The organism is Micromonospora sp. NPDC047548 (assembly GCF_040642975.1).
In the GTDB taxonomy this organism is placed as follows: domain Bacteria; phylum Actinomycetota; class Actinomycetes; order Mycobacteriales; family Micromonosporaceae; genus Micromonospora.
Genome location: NZ_JBEYTI010000007.1, coordinates 260,450 through 275,304 on the forward strand (window position 1 = coordinate 260,450; position 14,855 = coordinate 275,304).

The following is a 14,855-nucleotide window of genomic DNA, read 5'->3' on the forward strand; positions in this document are numbered from 1 at the left end:
CGTCCGCACCGCACGCCCATCTCTGCGCGCCCGAAATCCGGCGCGCCCCATCGACTACGAGGAATTTCGATGAGACGACTGAGGCGTACGGTTGGCGGCCTGGCAGCGGCGGCGGCCGTCGCGGGACTGCTGGCGGCTCCCGACGGAGCGAGCGCCACCCCCACAGCGAACGACAAGCCGGCCGGCGGCAGGGCACTCCGTACGGTGACCCTGGTGACCGGCGACCGGGTGACCGTGCTGGACGGTAACTCGTTCGCGGTCGAGCCCGGTGCGGGACGCACCGGCATGGCCTTCCAGACCCGGCGGGTCGACGGTCACCTGACCGTCATCCCGGGCGACGCGGTCACACTGCTTGGAGCTGGCCGGCTCGACCCGCGCCTGTTCGATGTGACCGCCCTGCTGGAGTACGGCTACGACGACCGCCGGGACGACCTGCCGCTGATTGTCACGACGGGCCAGGCGAAGGCCACCGTGCCGTCCGCCGGTGCCCGGGTCGACCGGCGACTGCCGCGCCTCAAGGCGGTGGCGCTGCGTCAGGACCGGCGCCAGGGCAGTGCGTTCTGGCGGGGCCTGACCGGCGGGTCGCGCACGCCGCGCACCCTGCCGGCATCGGTGCAGAAGGTCTGGCTGGACGGGGTACGTCAACCGGCGCTGGACGTGTCCGTGCCGCAGATCGGCGCGCCGACCGCGTGGCAGGCCGGTTACACCGGCTCGGGGGTGACCGTCGCGGTGCTGGACAGCGGCGTCGACGACACCCACCCCGACCTGGCCGGAACGGTGACCGCCCGGGCCAACTTCACCGAGGGCGAGGAGGACGATCGCGACCTCGTGGGGCACGGCACACACGTCGCGTCGACCGTCGCCGGCAGCGGCTCCGCCTCCGACGGCAGGTATCGGGGTGTGGCTCCGGGCACCAAGCTGATGGACGGCAAGGTGTGCGTCGCCTATGGCTGCGCGGAGTCGTGGATCCTGGCCGGCATGGAATGGGCCGCCGCCGAGCAGCACGCCAAGGTGGTCAACATGAGCCTCGGCGGTTGGGACAGCCCGGGGATCGACCCGCTGGAGCAGGCGGTGAACACGCTGACCGAGCAGTACGGCACGCTGTTCGTTGTCGCCGCCGGCAACGACGGCCCGTCCAGCGGCACGATCAACTCGCCGGCGAGCGCCGACGCCGCCCTGGCAGTGGGTGCCGTCGACAAGTCCGACAGGCTGGCCGACTTCTCCAGCCGTGGCCCGCAACTGGGCGACAGCGGCATCAAGCCCGACATCACCGCACCCGGCGTGGCGATCACGGCCGCCCGCGGCAAAGACGCCACGAACGTCGGCGGCGCGCCCGGGGACGCGTACGTGACGCTCTCCGGAACCTCGATGGCCACCCCGCACGTGGCCGGCGCGGCGGCAATCCTCGCCCAACAGCATCCGGACTGGACCGCCGGGCAGCTCAAGGCGACGCTGATGGCTTCGGCGAAACCGGCCGAGGGGGTGTTCGGTCAGGGCGCCGGCCGGGTCGACGTGGCGAAGGCGATCATCCAGAGGGTGGCCGCCACCCCGGCGAGCGTCGGCTTCGGCACCCAACTCTGGCCGCACCAGGACGACGAGGTGCTGACCCGGGACGTCACCTACCACAGCTCCGGCACGTCGCCGGTGACCCTGGCGCTGACCATCGACACCGGATCGGCCGCCGCCGGCACGTTCACCGTCAGCCCGGCCACCCTGACCGTGCCGGCCGGCGGCGACGCCAAGGTCACCGTTACCGTCGACACCCGCGTGGCCGGTCCGGACGGGACGCTCACCGGGGCGCTCGTCGCGACCGGCGATGGGCAGGGCGTACGGACCCCGCTCGCGGTGGACAAGGAGGTCGAGAGCTACGACCTGACGCTGCAGCACGTCGGCCGGGACGGCACACCGTTCGGCGGGTACGACACCGCGTTCACCAGCCTGGACGGCCGCGGCCGGCATGAGGCCGCCGGGCGGGGCTCCGATGGTACGGCGACCGTCCGGCTCCGGGCTGGCCGCTACGTGATGGACAGCTACTTCTTCCAGTTCATCGACGAGGCCGAACCCGAACTGACGCTGCTGACGCAACCGGTGCTGGAGGTGACCGGCCCGCAGACGATCATTCTGGACGCACGGCTCGCCAAGGCCAGCTCCGTCACCGTGCCGAAGCCCTCCGCCACCCAGGTGCACGCGGCGGTCGGCTACACCCAGGAGACAGCGCACGGCCTGCTGCAAGGCGGGGTGGGCATCATAGGCGGCGATTTCTCCCACCTCTACACGGCGCAGGTCGGCGATACCGCACCGGTCGACGGCTTCATCTCCGAGCTCAACGGCACCTGGGCCGCGACCGGCCCGGACGGCAGCACGGCGAACAGCCCCTACACCTACTCGACGACCCACTACGTCAAGGGCCGGATGCTCTCCGGGGTGCGGCGGACGGTCAGCTCTGCCGAGTTGGCGGCCGTCAACACCCGGCACCTGTCCGCTGGCGACGGCACCTACGGCTACTGGTACGCCGTCAGCCGCCGGCCTGGGCAGGAACGGGTCTCCAGCGCCGTCGGACTGCGCTACGACCTGCCGGCTGGCGTCACCCACTACTTCACCACCGAGGGCAGCGTGGAGTGGCGTTCGGCGATGGCCGAATACACCGACGCGGACGGTCAGGTCGGCGGCCTGGTGCAGCCCTACACCCACTACGAGCCGGGCCGCCACCAGCAGACCTGGAACCAGGCGGTGTTCGGGCCGGTCCTCGCCAAACCCGTGCACGGCGAGTTGAACAAGTGGGTCGGCGTGGTCCGGGACGGCGACACGATCTCCGTGGACCTGCCGCTCTACAGTGACGCCGCCGGCAACCTCGGGTTCGGCGGGAACTCCGGCAGCACCCGCCTTTACCGGAACGAAATCAAGGTCGGCGAGGCGGACTGGGGCGGGGAAGGCGACTTCGCCGTACCGGCCGGCGACGCGGCGTACCGGCTGGAAACACACAGCGAGCGCGGCACGCCGTACCCCCTGTCCACCCAAATCGACGCTACCTGGACCTTCCGATCCGCGCACGCCGACGACTGGGCCGCGCTACCGCTGTGGACCGTCCGATACGCACCCGAGCTGGACGCGCGGCAGGCCGCGCCGGCAGGGCGGGCGTTCAAGGTGCCAGTGATCGTCGCCGCGCAGCCCGGCGCGCAGGTGGGCCAGGTCAACGCGCTGACCGTCGAGGTCTCCTACGACGACGGCGCCACCTGGACCAAGGCGAAGCTCGAGGACGGGGCAGCCCTGGTGCACCACCTGGCAGGCAGCGGGTACGTGTCGCTGCGCGCCACGGCCAGCGACACCAGTGGTAACGCAGTGACCCAGACCATCTTGCGCGCTTACCGGTACGGCGCTCCGTCATAGAGCACCGAGCGGGGGCGGCCAAAGGTTGAACCGCAGATACCAGCGCACCGCGGCAACGATCAGCTCGGGCGGGAACCGGAAGCCAGCGAACGCCGACTTCGGCGGCACGCCTCGCTCCACCCGTGACGGCTATAGCTGGCCCCATCAAGCCGCCACCGGGCCGCCCGCGTCAAGTGGCACTCCGTTACGGCGTTCTGCCGGCGGCCGCCCGAGCCCTTTGCGAAACCGGGTGACGTGAACAGCCGGGTGGCCGGTGTCGAACACCGGCCACCCGGCCCGAGGATCATGAACGGCACCGGTGCCCAGCGGAACCGGTGTCCTGCCTGCTCGCGGTCGGCCTCGTCGATCTGTACGCCGCGCGCGCCGGCGGCGCCCCGGAGCCGGACGGCCGCACCGTGCCTGCCCGGTACGGCGGCGCCGAGTTCACCGGTGTGCGGCTGGACTACCTGCTTGGCATCACGCCGGTCGTCGCGCTGACCCGGGAGGTTTGGGTGGGCCGCAGGGGGACGCGGACCATGCCTCCGACCGACTACCCGGTGCTCGCCGAGCTGGGACCTGACACCCGCCTGAGCCGTCCGGCGGGCGCTAGTCGGCGCGGGGAAGCGTGATGGTGAATGCCGTCCAGGCGCCGACCTCACTCGCGACCGTGATGGTGCCCTGGTGATCGGTGACGATCTGCCGGGCGATGGCGAGGCCGAGGCCACTGCCCCCGGTACGGCGGCCCCGTGCGGCGTCGGCCCGCCAGAACCGGTCGAACACATGCGGCAGCGCGTCCGCTGCGATTCCCGAGCCGGTGTCGACGACCCGGACGATCGCCTGCGTGTCGGTCCGGCTCGCGACCAGCCGGACGCTGCCGCCCGCAGCGGTCGCCCGTAGTGCGTTGGTGACGAGATTGCCCACCACCTGGCGGAGCCGGTCGGGATCGGCGTGTACCGCAACCGGCTCGGCCGCCACGCGCAACGACACCCCGGCCGACTCCGCCCGGGCGTGGTGGGCGGTGCGGCTGGTTTCCAGGAGTTCGGCCAGATCCACCGTGACCCGGTGGTACGCCAGGTTGCCGGCCTCAGCCAGGGCCAGGTCCTGCAGGTCGTCGACGATGCGCTGTTGCAGCACCGCCTCTTCGTGGAGTGACGCGAAGAGATCCTGGTCCGGCGTGATCACCCCGTCGGAGAGCGCCTCGAGATAGCCGCGCAGGTTGGCCAGCGGGGTGCGCAGTTCATGTGCGACGTCGGCGACCAGCCGGCGTTGCCGCTCCTCCCCGCGCTGCAGGGAGTCGGCCATCCGGTTGAACGACCGGGCCAACTCCGCCAGCTCGTCGTTGCCCCGCACCGGCACCCGTCCGGTGAGGTCGCCCCGGCCGAGCCGCTGAGCGGCCGCGGTGAGCGTGTCGATGGGGCGCAACACCCGCCGGCTCAGCAGCACGGTGCCGATGACCGCGACCGCCGCAACGCCCGCTGCCGCGGCGAGCAGTGGACCGGCGCTCAACACGGACGCCGGATCGCCGCGAGCGCCGAGGTAGACCTGGGTGGGTACCGGCGCGACGTCACTGATCTCGTTGGTGAAGGCCTGGGCCAGGCAGGAATCCAATGGTCCCGCCGTCGAGGTGCCACAGACCTGCACCCGGGCAGCGCCCGCCGCCAGGGCCCGGCCCGACTCGGCCGCGGCGTCGCGGCAGCCGTCGACGATCTCGTCGACGCCCTGGCGATCGCGCACGTCGGCCTTGCTCAGGTCGGCGTCGAACTGCGGAACTCCCGTGCTGGTGGGTGAAGCGACAACAGGGACGGATTTCCGCGTCAGGCAGGCCGCGAACCGCACGCCGGTGCGGTAGGCGGCGATCGCGCCGACCATGGCTTTCTCCCGGCCTGCCGGCTCCGCTGGCAATGCGGCCAGATTCAATACCGGCCGCGGGTCGACGAACCCGACCATCGTGCCGAGCGGCCGGGCGGTGCGGTTCTCCTGGGTGTCCGTGTCCACGATCACCTGGCCCGTGTCGGCGACCAGGTGGATCCGCTGACCGGTCTGGGCGTGCAGGTCCTGCACCAGGTCGGGCACGCCCTCCCAGGTGCCGTGCCGGCTGCCGTACGTCCTGAGTAGGGCGACGACCTTGTCGAGCTGCGCCCCGTCGGTGGTGGCCGAGTCGTTGATCTGTTGCGAGGCCTGCCGCAGGGTCAGCCACGCGGTCGCCCCGGTCGCGCTCACCGCGACGAGGATGACCAGCCAGAGCACCCGTAGCCGAAAACTCACCGGCGGGCTCCGGGCGTGCCCTCGGGCGTCGGCGTCGGCGTCGCCGTCGGCTCCGGCTCCGGTTCGGCGAGCCGGTAGCCGCGGCCGTAGACGGTCTGCACGTACCGCGGCTCGGCAACGTCGTCCTCGATCTTGCGGCGGAGGTTCATCACGTGCGCGTCGACGGTGCGTTCGAGCACGAAATGATCGAATCCGAAGGCCCGGTCGATGATCTGCGCCCGGGTGAACGCCCGCCCGGGCTCGCCGGCGAGCACCTCGAGGATGCCGAACTCCTTGGCCGTCAGGGCGACCGGCCGGCCGCCGACGCGTACCTCGAACCGGCCGGCGTCCACCTCAAGGTCGCCGACGCGCAGCACCGCCCGGTTGTCGGCGCTCACCACCCGCGCCCGGCGCAGCAGCGCCCGTACCCGGGCGGCCAGCTCCCGCGGGCTGTACGGCTTGGTGAGGTAGTCGTCGGCACCGAGGTCGAGGCCCAGCAGGACGTCGTCCTCGGTGGTGCGGGCGGTCAGCAGCAGGATCGGAATCTCCGATTCGGCGCGCAGGATCCGGCACACGTCGAGGCCGTCGACGACCGGCATCATCACGTCGAGGACCACCAGGTCCGGCCGGTGGGACCGGCACTGGTCCAGCGCGGCCCGCCCGTCGCCGACCAGCCGCACGCTGTGCCCCTCGCGTTCGAGATAGACCCGCACCAGGTTGGCCTGCTTGGGGTCGTCCTCGGCGACCAGGATCCGCGCGCTCATGTTTCCTCATTCTGGCTGGTGGTGGCGGGGGTCAAGTAAACCCGAAACCCGTGAAGGACTGATGTGGGCGAGCTCCGGAGGGCGGCGAGCGGGATATTCGCACAGTTGGCCCACGGCTTCTTCAAGGCTTCTTCACAACCGGCTGCCTACCGTGCCCGTCGTGTCAGAGAGTGCCCAGCTGGCCGAGGCCGTGATCGATCTTGCGGCGATCGCGGAGAACATCCGGACGATCGCGGCGATCGCACGTACCGGGTTGATGGCCGTGGTGAAGGCCGATGGCTTCGGGCACGGCGCGGTGCCGGTGGCGCGGGCTGCGTTGGGGGCCGGCGCCGGCTGGCTGGGCGTGACCTCGGCGACGGAGGCGATGGCACTGCGATCGGCGGGCATCGACGCGCCCGTCCTGAGCTGGCTGCACCGGCCGGGCGAGGACTTCACCCGCCTGATCGCCGCGGACGTCGACATCGCGGTGTCGACCCTGACCCATCTGCACGCGATCGCCAACGCGGCCACGGATCTCGGTGTGCCCGCCGCGGTCCAGCTCAAGGCGGACGTCGGTCTGTCACGCAACGGTGCCAGCGGCGACGAATGGCCCGTACTGGTCGCCTGGGCTCGCAAGCACGAGGCGGAGGGCAGCGTCCGGGTACACGGGGTGTGGTCCCACTTGACGAACGCCGACGTGCCTGGATGCCCGAGCATCGGCCGGCAGCTGTCAACGTTCCGGGAGGCGCTGCGGATCGCCCGGGATGCCGGGCTCGACCCCGAAGTGGTGCATCTGGCCAATTCGGCGGCGACACTGGCCGCCCCGGAGACCCGGTTCGATCTCTGTCGGATCGGCCTGGCCATGTATGGCGTCGACCCCTTTGGCGGGACCGGTCCCCGCCGTTTCGGCCTGCGACCCGCCATGACCCTGCGGTCAAGGGTGATCAACCTGAAGCGCGTGCCCGCCGGGACCGGCGTCTCGTATGGGCCCGACCACGTGACCAATCGGCCGACCACGCTCGCCCTGCTGCCACTCGGGTACGCCGATGGTCTGTCGCGCACCGCCGAGGGCCGCGCGTGGGTCTGGCTCGCTGGTCGACGATGTCCGATCGTCGGCCGCATCGCCATGGATCAGTGCGTCGCCGATGTCGGCGAGCTACCGGTGGCGCTCGGCGATCCCGTGGTCGTCTTCGGTCCCGGCGCCGAGCCGGGCTCGCCTGACTCGGCCGAGCCGACGGCCGCGGAGTGGGCGCAGTGGGCCGGCACCAACCCGCATGAAGTCTTGACCGGAATTGGAGCGCGAGTGGCGCGCGTACACCTACGCGGGGGAGCGGCGACATCATGACTGTTCGTCTGGCGGTGCTGTTCGGTGGGCGCAGCGGGGAACACGACGTCTCCCGGCACTCGGCGGAAAGCATCCTGGCCCATCTCGACCGCGACACGTACGACGTGACCGAGGTGCTGATCGAGCGGGACGGCCAGTGGCGGGTAGATGGCGACCGGGCCACGTTCGCGCAGGCGCTGCGGACACTGGGCGGTCAGGACGTGGTGTTTCCGGCGCTGCACGGCCCGTACGGTGAGGACGGCACCGTCCAGTCGATGCTGGAGTGGCTCGGCGTCGCGTTTGTCGGAAACGGTGTTTTCGCCAGCGCCGCGGGGATGGACAAGCCGGTCACGAAGAAAATCCTCGCCGCCGACGGCCTGCGCGTGGCCGACGGGGTGACGCTGCGCCCCGACGAGGAGCTGTCGTCGCGGGATCAGGAGCGACTGGGGCTGCCCGTCTTCGTCAAACCGGCCCGGGCCGGCTCCAGCCTGGGGGTCTCCAAGGTCCAACGATGGGCGCAGCTGCCCGCCGCCCTGCGGCTCGCGCGCGAGAGCGACGCGAAGGTTCTCGTCGAGCGCGCGGTGCGCGGGCGCGAGATCGACGTCGGCGTCCTTCAGCACCCCGACGGTCGTGTCGAGGCCGGGCCGCCGCTGGAGATATGGGTGGCGGACGCCGCCTTCTTCGACTACGCAGCCAAGTACGACGGCGGTGCCGACTTCCACGTTCCGGCCCAACTCGACCCCGGTACCGCCCGACTGCTGCAGGACCGGGCTGTGCAGGCATTCCACGCGCTCGGCTGTCGTGGGCTGCTCCGCGTCGATTTCTTCCTCCCTGAACCGGACGCCGACCACGGCACAGCGTGGACCGGAGACTGCCGGGAGCCGGTGATCAACGAGGTCAACACCTTTCCCGGATTCACCGCCGCATCCCAGTACCCGCAGATCTGGCAGCGGGCCGGAATCGACTTCTCGGCGCTGCTCGACATCCTCATCCGGGGCGCACTGCACCGACGCGACGCCGCCTCCCCCCGCTCGAGGCCCTGCTGATGGCCGTCTACACCGCGGAACATCTCCGCAGCATCCGCGTGATCGTCACCGGCGGGGGAACGGGCGGACACACCTACCCGGCGCTGACCACGATCCGCACGCTCCGCGCCCGGCTGGCGGCAGCCGGCACCGAACCAGACGTCCTCTGGGTGGGCGTCGCCCACGGACTGGAGGCCAGAGTCGCCAGGCAGGAGGGCATACCCTTCACGGCGATCACCACCGGCAAACTGCGCCGCTCGCCGAACCTGCACGAGTGGGGCCGCAACGTCGCCGACGCCTTCCGCGTGCCGCTCGGCATCTTCCAGGCCATCATGATCGTGGTGCGCACCCGGCCCGAGGTGGTCTTCTCCACCGGCGGGTACGTCTCCGTCCCGATCGGGATCGCCGCCTGGATGACCCGCCGCCCGCTGGTCATGCACGAGCAGATCCTCACGCTCGGGCTGGCGAACCGGATCCTCGCCCGCCTGGCCGATCGAGTCCTGCTGAGCCACGAATCCTCCATCGACCATCTGCCCGCCCGAGCGAAAGCCCACGCGGTGGTCACCGGCAACCCGATCCGGCCCGAGATCCTCAGTGGCAACCGCAACCGGGCGCTCGCCGCATACCACCTGGATCCCCGCCTGCCGCTGGTGTACGTCACCGGCGGCGCCCAGGGTGCCGTCCAGATCAACAACCTGATCGCCGACATCCTCCCCGGACTCCTGCCGAAATGTCAGGTGCTCCACCAGTGCGGCGACTTCTCACTCGACCGCATGCGGAACGTCGCCGACGCCATTCCGGAACACCTGCGCAGCAGGTACCGGGTGGTCGATTACGTCCACGGCGAGCTGCCCGACGTCCTGAGCGCTGCGGACATCGTCGTCGCGCGCAGTGGCGCCGGCACCGTCGCCGAACTCACCGCCCTGGGCAAGGCATGCGTCTTCATCCCGCTCATCCCCACCGGAGGCGACGAACAGCGGCGGACCGCACGGCACCTCGCCGACGCAGGTGCGTCCCGCATGCTCGCCGGCCCCGACGCCTCCGCCAACCGCCTCTATGAGGAGATCATGGTGCTGCTCGACCACCCGGAGCGACGCCGGGAGCTGGCCGACGCCGCCCGTCAACACGGCCGCCCCCACGCGGCCGCAGCCGTGGCCAGCGCGATCATCGACGCCGCCGGCCGGTGCCGGTCATGATTCTGCTGTCCGATCGGCGAATTTCGGCCATTCCGCTAGGCGACGACGGGGAAGCCCTGGTCGACGTGCGCCAGGTTGCGGAACTTCGGGTTGACCCCGCCACGACCCTTCGGGGTCTTCAGTTGGCTGCGGACATGGCCAGCGGCGTCGCCTCGAGTTGTTAGGGGTCACCCGGGTCGCCGGGCTGCCGCCCGGCAGGCCGGACCTGTCAGCCTCGACTGGCGGCAACGGCGTGCTTCCAAGGACACTTCCGTCCGTCGAGTATGCGGTGAGGGTGGCCGGCTGGTCCGGTGGTACCCGGGTGGTGCCGGCGCCCGATCCGTCGAGGGTGACAGTGATCGGATGTGCACCGTCGACCGTGACCGCAACGCGGGCCGCGTCCGGCGGGGCAACCACCCGCACCTGGTCCGTCGGCGTGCGGGTGCCGTTGTCAGCCTGGATCCGCCAGCCGATCGGCCGCTGGTCGGCGCCCTCGGCCGGCAACAGCAGCCGCAGGTCGATCCACCAGCCGGTTCGGTCGTCACCGTGCATGGCGTACGCGATGACCCCGCCGCCGGTGGGCTGCACGGTGAGCAGCGCGATGGCCTGACCGTGCACCCTTCCCGACCAACGCACCCGCACCGTCGTCCCGCTAGCTGGGAGCCGACTGTCATCAAGTGCCGATTCGACGAAGGTTCCCAGGATGGCGTCGTCCGGCGGCGCACCTCGGGCGCCCCGCCTGGCGGCGTTGACACCACAGATCTGATGGCGGTTGCCACCCGCGCGGGGCCTACGGACCGTCGATCGGACGGGCTCGGCGTTGCGATACCGTCAAGGTGCCCACACCGGCGTCGAGCAGTCCGCGTCCGCCGGCTGGCGATGGTCCGCAGGGCGCCCGACGAATCCAGGGAGATACCGATGCCGGAGCCCGAGCCCGTTCAAGGCGCCCACGCCGAGGATGCGGACACGCCAACCATGGCCGAGACCGAGACCGAGACCGACGACTCTGCCGTTTACGCAAATCGGGCTGCCCGACGCGCGAAGGGCAAGGTTGTCTCGCCTCAACCGTTTGGAAAGGGTCAGCGCCTCGGTGGCCGGGGCTCGGTCCAGAGCCCGCGCCAGTGGGGTAACCGCCGAAGCGGTTGATCCCTTGGTGGAGCCTTCGTCGGCACATGGCTCCCGTTGCCCGCGCCGTCGGCGTCGGTCGCGAGGAGGCGTTCGACCATGGCGCGGGCCTCGGCTTCGGTGTCGGACTCCCACCGCAGGCCCCGACCGGTCTCGGTGTCTCCGGCGCGGGCGACGACCTTCCACCGGGTCTCGCGGGTGAGCCATACGTCGCGGCGGGCCAGGCGTCCCCAGATGGCGTTCCACCAGCGCCCCGCCACGGCTTGCACCAGATTATCGTACAAGCGTTCGAATTGCTGGTATCAGGTGAGGCGGTGGTTGAGGGCGGTGTGGCGGCGGCCGGCGCCGACGGTGCGTACGGCGGCGGCGAGGGCGCGGCGGGAGCCGACGAGGACGACGAGTTGTTTGGCGCGGGTGATGGCGGTGTAGAGCAGGTTGCGTTGCAGCATCATCCACGCGCTGGTGGTCAGGGGGATGACGACGGCGGGGTATTCGGAGCCTTGGGAGCGGTGGATGGTCATGGCGTAGGCGTGGGCCAGTTCGTCGAGTTCGTCGAAGTCGTAGTCGATGCTCTCGTCCTCGTCGGTGCGTACCGTCAGGGTCTGCTCCTCGGGGGATAGGGCGGTGACGATGCCGATGGTGCCGTTGAAGACGCCGGCTTGGCCCTTGTCGTAGTTGTTGCGGATCTGGGTGATTTTGTCGCCGATGCGGAACACTCGCCCGCCCATGCGTCGCTCCGGCTGGCCCTCGCGGTGTGGGGTGAGGTGCTGCTGCAGCAGGGTGTTGAGGGCGCCGGCGCCGGCGGGACCGCGGTGCATGGGGGTGAGGACCTGCACGTCCCGGCGCGGATCCAGGCCGAAGCGCGCTGGTATGCGGGTGCAGGTGACGTCGACGGTCAGGGTGGCGGTGGCGTCGGTGTCGTCGCAGGCGAACAGGAAGAAGTCCGGCAGGCCCTGCAGGAGGGGTGGGCGGCCGGCGTTGATGCGGTGGGCATTGGTGACGACGCCGGACTGGGCGGCCTGGCGGAAGATCTGCGTCAGCCGCACCCGCGGAACAGCGGGGGCGGCGAGCAGGTCGCGCAGCACCTCGCCCGCGCCGACCGACGGAAGTTGGTCGACATCGCCGACCAGGAGCAAATGGGCGCCGGGTGGGACGGCTTTGACGAGCTTGTTGGCCAGGATCAAGTCGAGCATGGAGGCCTCGTCGACGACGAGCAGGTCCACGTCGAGGGGGTTGTCCCGGTCGTAGGAGGCGTCCCCGCCGGGGCGTAACTGCAGCAGCCGGTGCACGGTGGCGGCGGGGTGGCCGGTGAGCTCGGACAGCCGCTTGGCGGCACGGCCGGTCGGGGCGACGAGGGTGACCTTCGCCTTCTTCGCGGCGGCGAGTTCGACGATCGAGCGGACGGTGAAGCTCTTGCCGCAGCCCGGCCCACCGGTCAGCACCGCCACCTTCGACGTCAGCGCGAGACGGACGGCCTGCTCCTGCTCGGAGGCGAGGTCGGCGCCGGTGCGCGCCTTCAGCCAGGTCAGGGCTTTGCCCCAGTCGACGTTGGTGAAGTGGGGCAGCCGGTCGGCCCGGTCGTGGAGCAGGCGCCGCAGGGAGCTGGCGAGGGACTGCTCGGCACGGTGGAACGGCACCAGGTACACCGCCTGCACCGGCTCCCCGTCGCCGCCGGGCAGCGTCTCGCGGACGACCCCCTCGTCGGCGACCAGGGTGTCGAGGCAGCTGGTGACGAGGTCTCCGGGAACGTCGAGGATCTTCGTGGCGTCGGCGATCAGCTCGAGAGCTGGTAGGTAGCAGTGGCCGTTGTCGGTGGCCTCGGACAGGGTGTACTGCAGCCCGGCCATCACCCGCTGAGGGCTGTCGTGGGGAATGCCGACGGCCTGGGCGATGGTGTCGGCGGTCTTGAACCCGATGCCCCACACGTCCGCGGCCAGCCGGTACGGCTCCTTGGTGACCACGTCGATCGAGGCGTCGTCGTACTGCTTGAAGATCCGCACCGCCAGGGACGTCGATACCCCGACGCCTTGCAGGAAGACCATCACCTCCTTGATGGCCTTCTGCTCCTCCCACGCCGCGGTGATCTTCGCCGTCCGCTTCGGCCCCAGCCCTGGGACCTCCACCAGCCGGGAGGGTTCCTCCTCGATAACACGCAGGGTGTCCAGGCCGAAGTGCGCCACGATCCGCTCGGCGAACACCGGCCCGATGCCCTTGACCAGGCCCGACCCGAGATAGCGCTGGATGCCCTGGATCGTGGCCGGCAGCACCGTGGTGTAGGAGTCGACCTCGAACTGCCTGCCGTACGTCGGGTGCGACGACCACCGCCCCGACAGTCGCAGGCTCTCCCCGGGCTGCGCGCCCAACAACGCGCCGACCACGGTCAACAGGTCACTGCTGCGGTCGGTGGCGACCCGGGCAACGGTGTAGCCGGTTTCGTCGTTGACGTAGGTCAGCCGCTCGAGCACCGCGTCGAGCACCGCCAGCGGCGGGCGGGAGGCGACGGTCACGCGCACCATCGTGCCGTGCGCCCAGGCGGCCGCACCGGCCAGGCCGGGCGGTGGCGCAGCTGCGGTCACCACCGACGACACCCGTGGGCAGGTTCAGCCGGTCGTAGCATTTGATCTTGGCGGTTGGGTGGGACAGGATGTTCCGTCGTGCGCGCGATGTTGACCTTGGCTGATTGTGAAGAGATATCCCGTGGCTTGGCCGAGGGCCTGGAGTACAAGCGGATCGGTGTCCTGATCGGTCGGGACCCGTCGGTGGTCTCGCGGGAGGTCGCCCGGCACGGCGGCCGGACCGGGGTACCGGGCCGCGACGGCTGACACCGGGGCGGGGGTGGCGCGATGTCGGCCGAAGACGTGGGCGGTCGAGCGGGTGCAGGGCCTGCGGGAAGTGGTCCGGGAGCGGTTGCGGCTGGGCTGGTCGCTGGCGTCGATCGCGGGTCGGTTGGTGTTCGACTACCCGGACGATCAGGCTTACCGGGTGTCTCACGAGGCGATCTATCAGTGGGTGTACGCCCAACTGGTGTCCGCCCTGGCGCGGGAGTTGATCCGGTTGCGCACCGGCCGTACGGCCCGTCGTGGTGGTGCCCGTCCGGCTCCGGCGCCACGGATCCGCGAGCCCCGCTACCTCGATGAACGCCTTGCCGAGGTCGAGGGCAGGCAGGTCCCCGGACATTGGGAGGGTGACCTGGTCATCGGCAAGGCGGGCAAGACTGCGGTGGCGACCCTGGTTGAGCGCACGTCGCGGTTCGTGGTCCTGGTCCCGCTGACCGGACGGGACGCGTTGACCGTCGGCGACGCGATCATCGCCGCCGCCGGGACACTCCCGCCACAACTGGCCCGGTCGTTGACCTGGGACTGCGGGGCGGAGATGGCCGGCCACGCCCGGATCACCGCCGCCGGCGTTCGGCACGCCGGAGCTGGCGCACGCTCATGGGCATGATCGGACGGCACCGCAACACGCGCAGATCGCGCATGGCACTCGTGGCAGGCGGGCTCGTGCGGCCTCACATCCGGGATTTCAGCACGTCGACCTCGCAGCCTGGCGCGGCCGGGTCGAAGCCGTGTTCTACCAGCCAGCGGATCGCCAGCAGGCTTCGCAATGACCACCACGCGCGGATCACGTCTAGGTCGACGTCGGCGCCGTAGCCGGCGATGACGTCGCGGAGGTGCTCCTCGTGTCCGAGCGTCAAGCTGGCGAGGTCGTACAGGGCGTCGCCCTGGCCTGCCTCCGACCAGTCGATTACGCCGGTGATCTCGTCGTCGACGAACACGTGGGTGATCTGCAGGTCGCCGTGCATGAACACCGGAGTCCACGGCCGAAGCGCGGCCTCGGCGACCCGGCGGTTGCG

General features: G+C 70.9%; 13 protein-coding genes. 8 read left to right on the forward strand and 5 right to left on the reverse strand.

Going from position 1 to position 14,855, the window contains the following annotated elements; all coding sequences use genetic code 11:
* Positions 1–69: 69 nt before the first annotated feature.
* Positions 70–3,387, forward strand: coding sequence for a S8 family serine peptidase (locus ABZ807_RS10860; protein WP_357155190.1), 3,318 nt, complete (start codon positions 70–72; stop codon positions 3,385–3,387).
* A 314-nt stretch (positions 3,388–3,701) separates the two neighbouring features.
* Complete coding sequence (locus ABZ807_RS10865; protein ID WP_357155192.1) at positions 3,702–3,995, forward strand: hypothetical protein; 294 nt, start codon at positions 3,702–3,704, stop codon at positions 3,993–3,995.
* Here ABZ807_RS10865 and ABZ807_RS10870 read toward each other — a convergent pair.
* Together ABZ807_RS10870 and ABZ807_RS10875 are read right to left on the reverse strand one after the other, a co-directional pair.
* Positions 3,973–5,631 carry an ATP-binding protein gene (locus ABZ807_RS10870; protein WP_357155194.1) on the reverse strand — a complete coding sequence of 553 codons (1,659 nt, stop codon included), beginning with the start codon at positions 5,629–5,631 and terminating at the stop codon, positions 3,973–3,975. The two genes, ABZ807_RS10865 and ABZ807_RS10870, sit on opposite strands and share 23 nt — an antisense overlap.
* A complete protein-coding gene (locus ABZ807_RS10875; protein WP_357155196.1) occupies positions 5,628–6,374 on the reverse strand; it encodes a response regulator transcription factor in 747 nt (248 codons plus the stop codon). The genes ABZ807_RS10870 and ABZ807_RS10875 overlap by 4 nt, the downstream gene beginning before the upstream one ends.
* 190 nt (positions 6,375–6,564) lie before the next feature.
* On the opposite strand from ABZ807_RS10875, the gene alr reads away from it, so the two are divergent.
* The 4 genes from alr to ABZ807_RS10895 all read left to right on the forward strand — a co-directional run bounded on the left by alr (position 6,565) and on the right by ABZ807_RS10895 (position 10,487).
* Positions 6,565–7,698 (forward strand): alanine racemase, encoded by a 1,134-nt coding sequence (alr, locus tag ABZ807_RS10880; RefSeq protein WP_357155198.1) that lies wholly within the window; start codon positions 6,565–6,567, stop codon positions 7,696–7,698.
* Positions 7,695–8,723 (forward strand): D-alanine--D-alanine ligase family protein, encoded by a 1,029-nt coding sequence (locus ABZ807_RS10885; protein ID WP_357155200.1) that lies wholly within the window; start codon positions 7,695–7,697, stop codon positions 8,721–8,723. Before alr ends, ABZ807_RS10885 begins: the two co-directional genes overlap by 4 nt.
* On the forward strand, positions 8,723–9,898 hold the full coding sequence (locus ABZ807_RS10890; RefSeq protein ID WP_357155202.1) for a UDP-N-acetylglucosamine--N-acetylmuramyl-(pentapeptide) pyrophosphoryl-undecaprenol N-acetylglucosamine transferase: 1,176 nt from the start codon (positions 8,723–8,725) through the stop codon (positions 9,896–9,898). The genes ABZ807_RS10885 and ABZ807_RS10890 overlap by 1 nt, the downstream gene beginning before the upstream one ends.
* Before the next feature lie 358 nt (positions 9,899–10,256).
* Complete coding sequence (locus tag ABZ807_RS10895; protein ID WP_357155204.1) at positions 10,257–10,487, forward strand: hypothetical protein; 231 nt, start codon at positions 10,257–10,259, stop codon at positions 10,485–10,487.
* Between the two features lie 469 nt (positions 10,488–10,956).
* Here the strand turns inward: ABZ807_RS10895 and ABZ807_RS10900 are convergent, their stop codons facing one another.
* Positions 10,957–11,271, reverse strand: a complete 315-nt coding sequence (locus tag ABZ807_RS10900; RefSeq protein WP_357155206.1) for a hypothetical protein — start codon at positions 11,269–11,271, stop codon at positions 10,957–10,959.
* Positions 11,272–11,304: 33 nt separating this feature from the next.
* Positions 11,305–13,518 carry an ATP-dependent RecD-like DNA helicase gene (locus ABZ807_RS10905; RefSeq protein ID WP_357155250.1) on the reverse strand — a complete coding sequence of 738 codons (2,214 nt, stop codon included), beginning with the start codon at positions 13,516–13,518 and terminating at the stop codon, positions 11,305–11,307.
* Between the two features lie 156 nt (positions 13,519–13,674).
* Here ABZ807_RS10905 and ABZ807_RS10910 point away from each other — a divergent pair, with 156 nt between their 5' ends.
* Both ABZ807_RS10910 and ABZ807_RS10915 read left to right on the forward strand, forming a co-directional pair.
* The gene (locus tag ABZ807_RS10910) at positions 13,675–13,824 is read left to right on the forward strand and encodes a helix-turn-helix domain-containing protein (protein WP_357155208.1); all 150 of its coding nucleotides are present in this window, start codon (positions 13,675–13,677) and stop codon (positions 13,822–13,824) included.
* A gap of 13 nt (positions 13,825–13,837) precedes the next feature.
* Positions 13,838–14,446, forward strand: a complete 609-nt coding sequence (locus ABZ807_RS10915) for an IS30 family transposase (protein WP_357155209.1) — start codon at positions 13,838–13,840, stop codon at positions 14,444–14,446.
* Between the two features lie 64 nt (positions 14,447–14,510).
* On the opposite strand, the gene ABZ807_RS10920 is transcribed toward ABZ807_RS10915, so the two are convergent.
* Positions 14,511–14,855: phosphotransferase (locus ABZ807_RS10920; protein WP_357155211.1), on the reverse strand; the 345-nt coding region annotated here is incomplete at its 5' end.

Coding starts and splice junctions, on each gene's coding strand:
- ABZ807_RS10860 (WP_357155190.1), top strand. CDS start 70: ATGAGACGACTGAGGCGTACGGTTGGCGGCCTGGCAGCGGCGGCGGCC.
- ABZ807_RS10875 (WP_357155196.1), bottom strand. CDS start 6,374: ATGAGCGCGCGGATCCTGGTCGCCGAGGACGACCCCAAGCAGGCCAAC.
- ABZ807_RS10885 (WP_357155200.1), top strand. CDS start 7,695: ATGACTGTTCGTCTGGCGGTGCTGTTCGGTGGGCGCAGCGGGGAACAC.
- ABZ807_RS10890 (WP_357155202.1), top strand. CDS start 8,723: ATGGCCGTCTACACCGCGGAACATCTCCGCAGCATCCGCGTGATCGTC.
- ABZ807_RS10905 (WP_357155250.1), bottom strand. CDS start 13,518: ATGGTGCGCGTGACCGTCGCCTCCCGCCCGCCGCTGGCGGTGCTCGAC.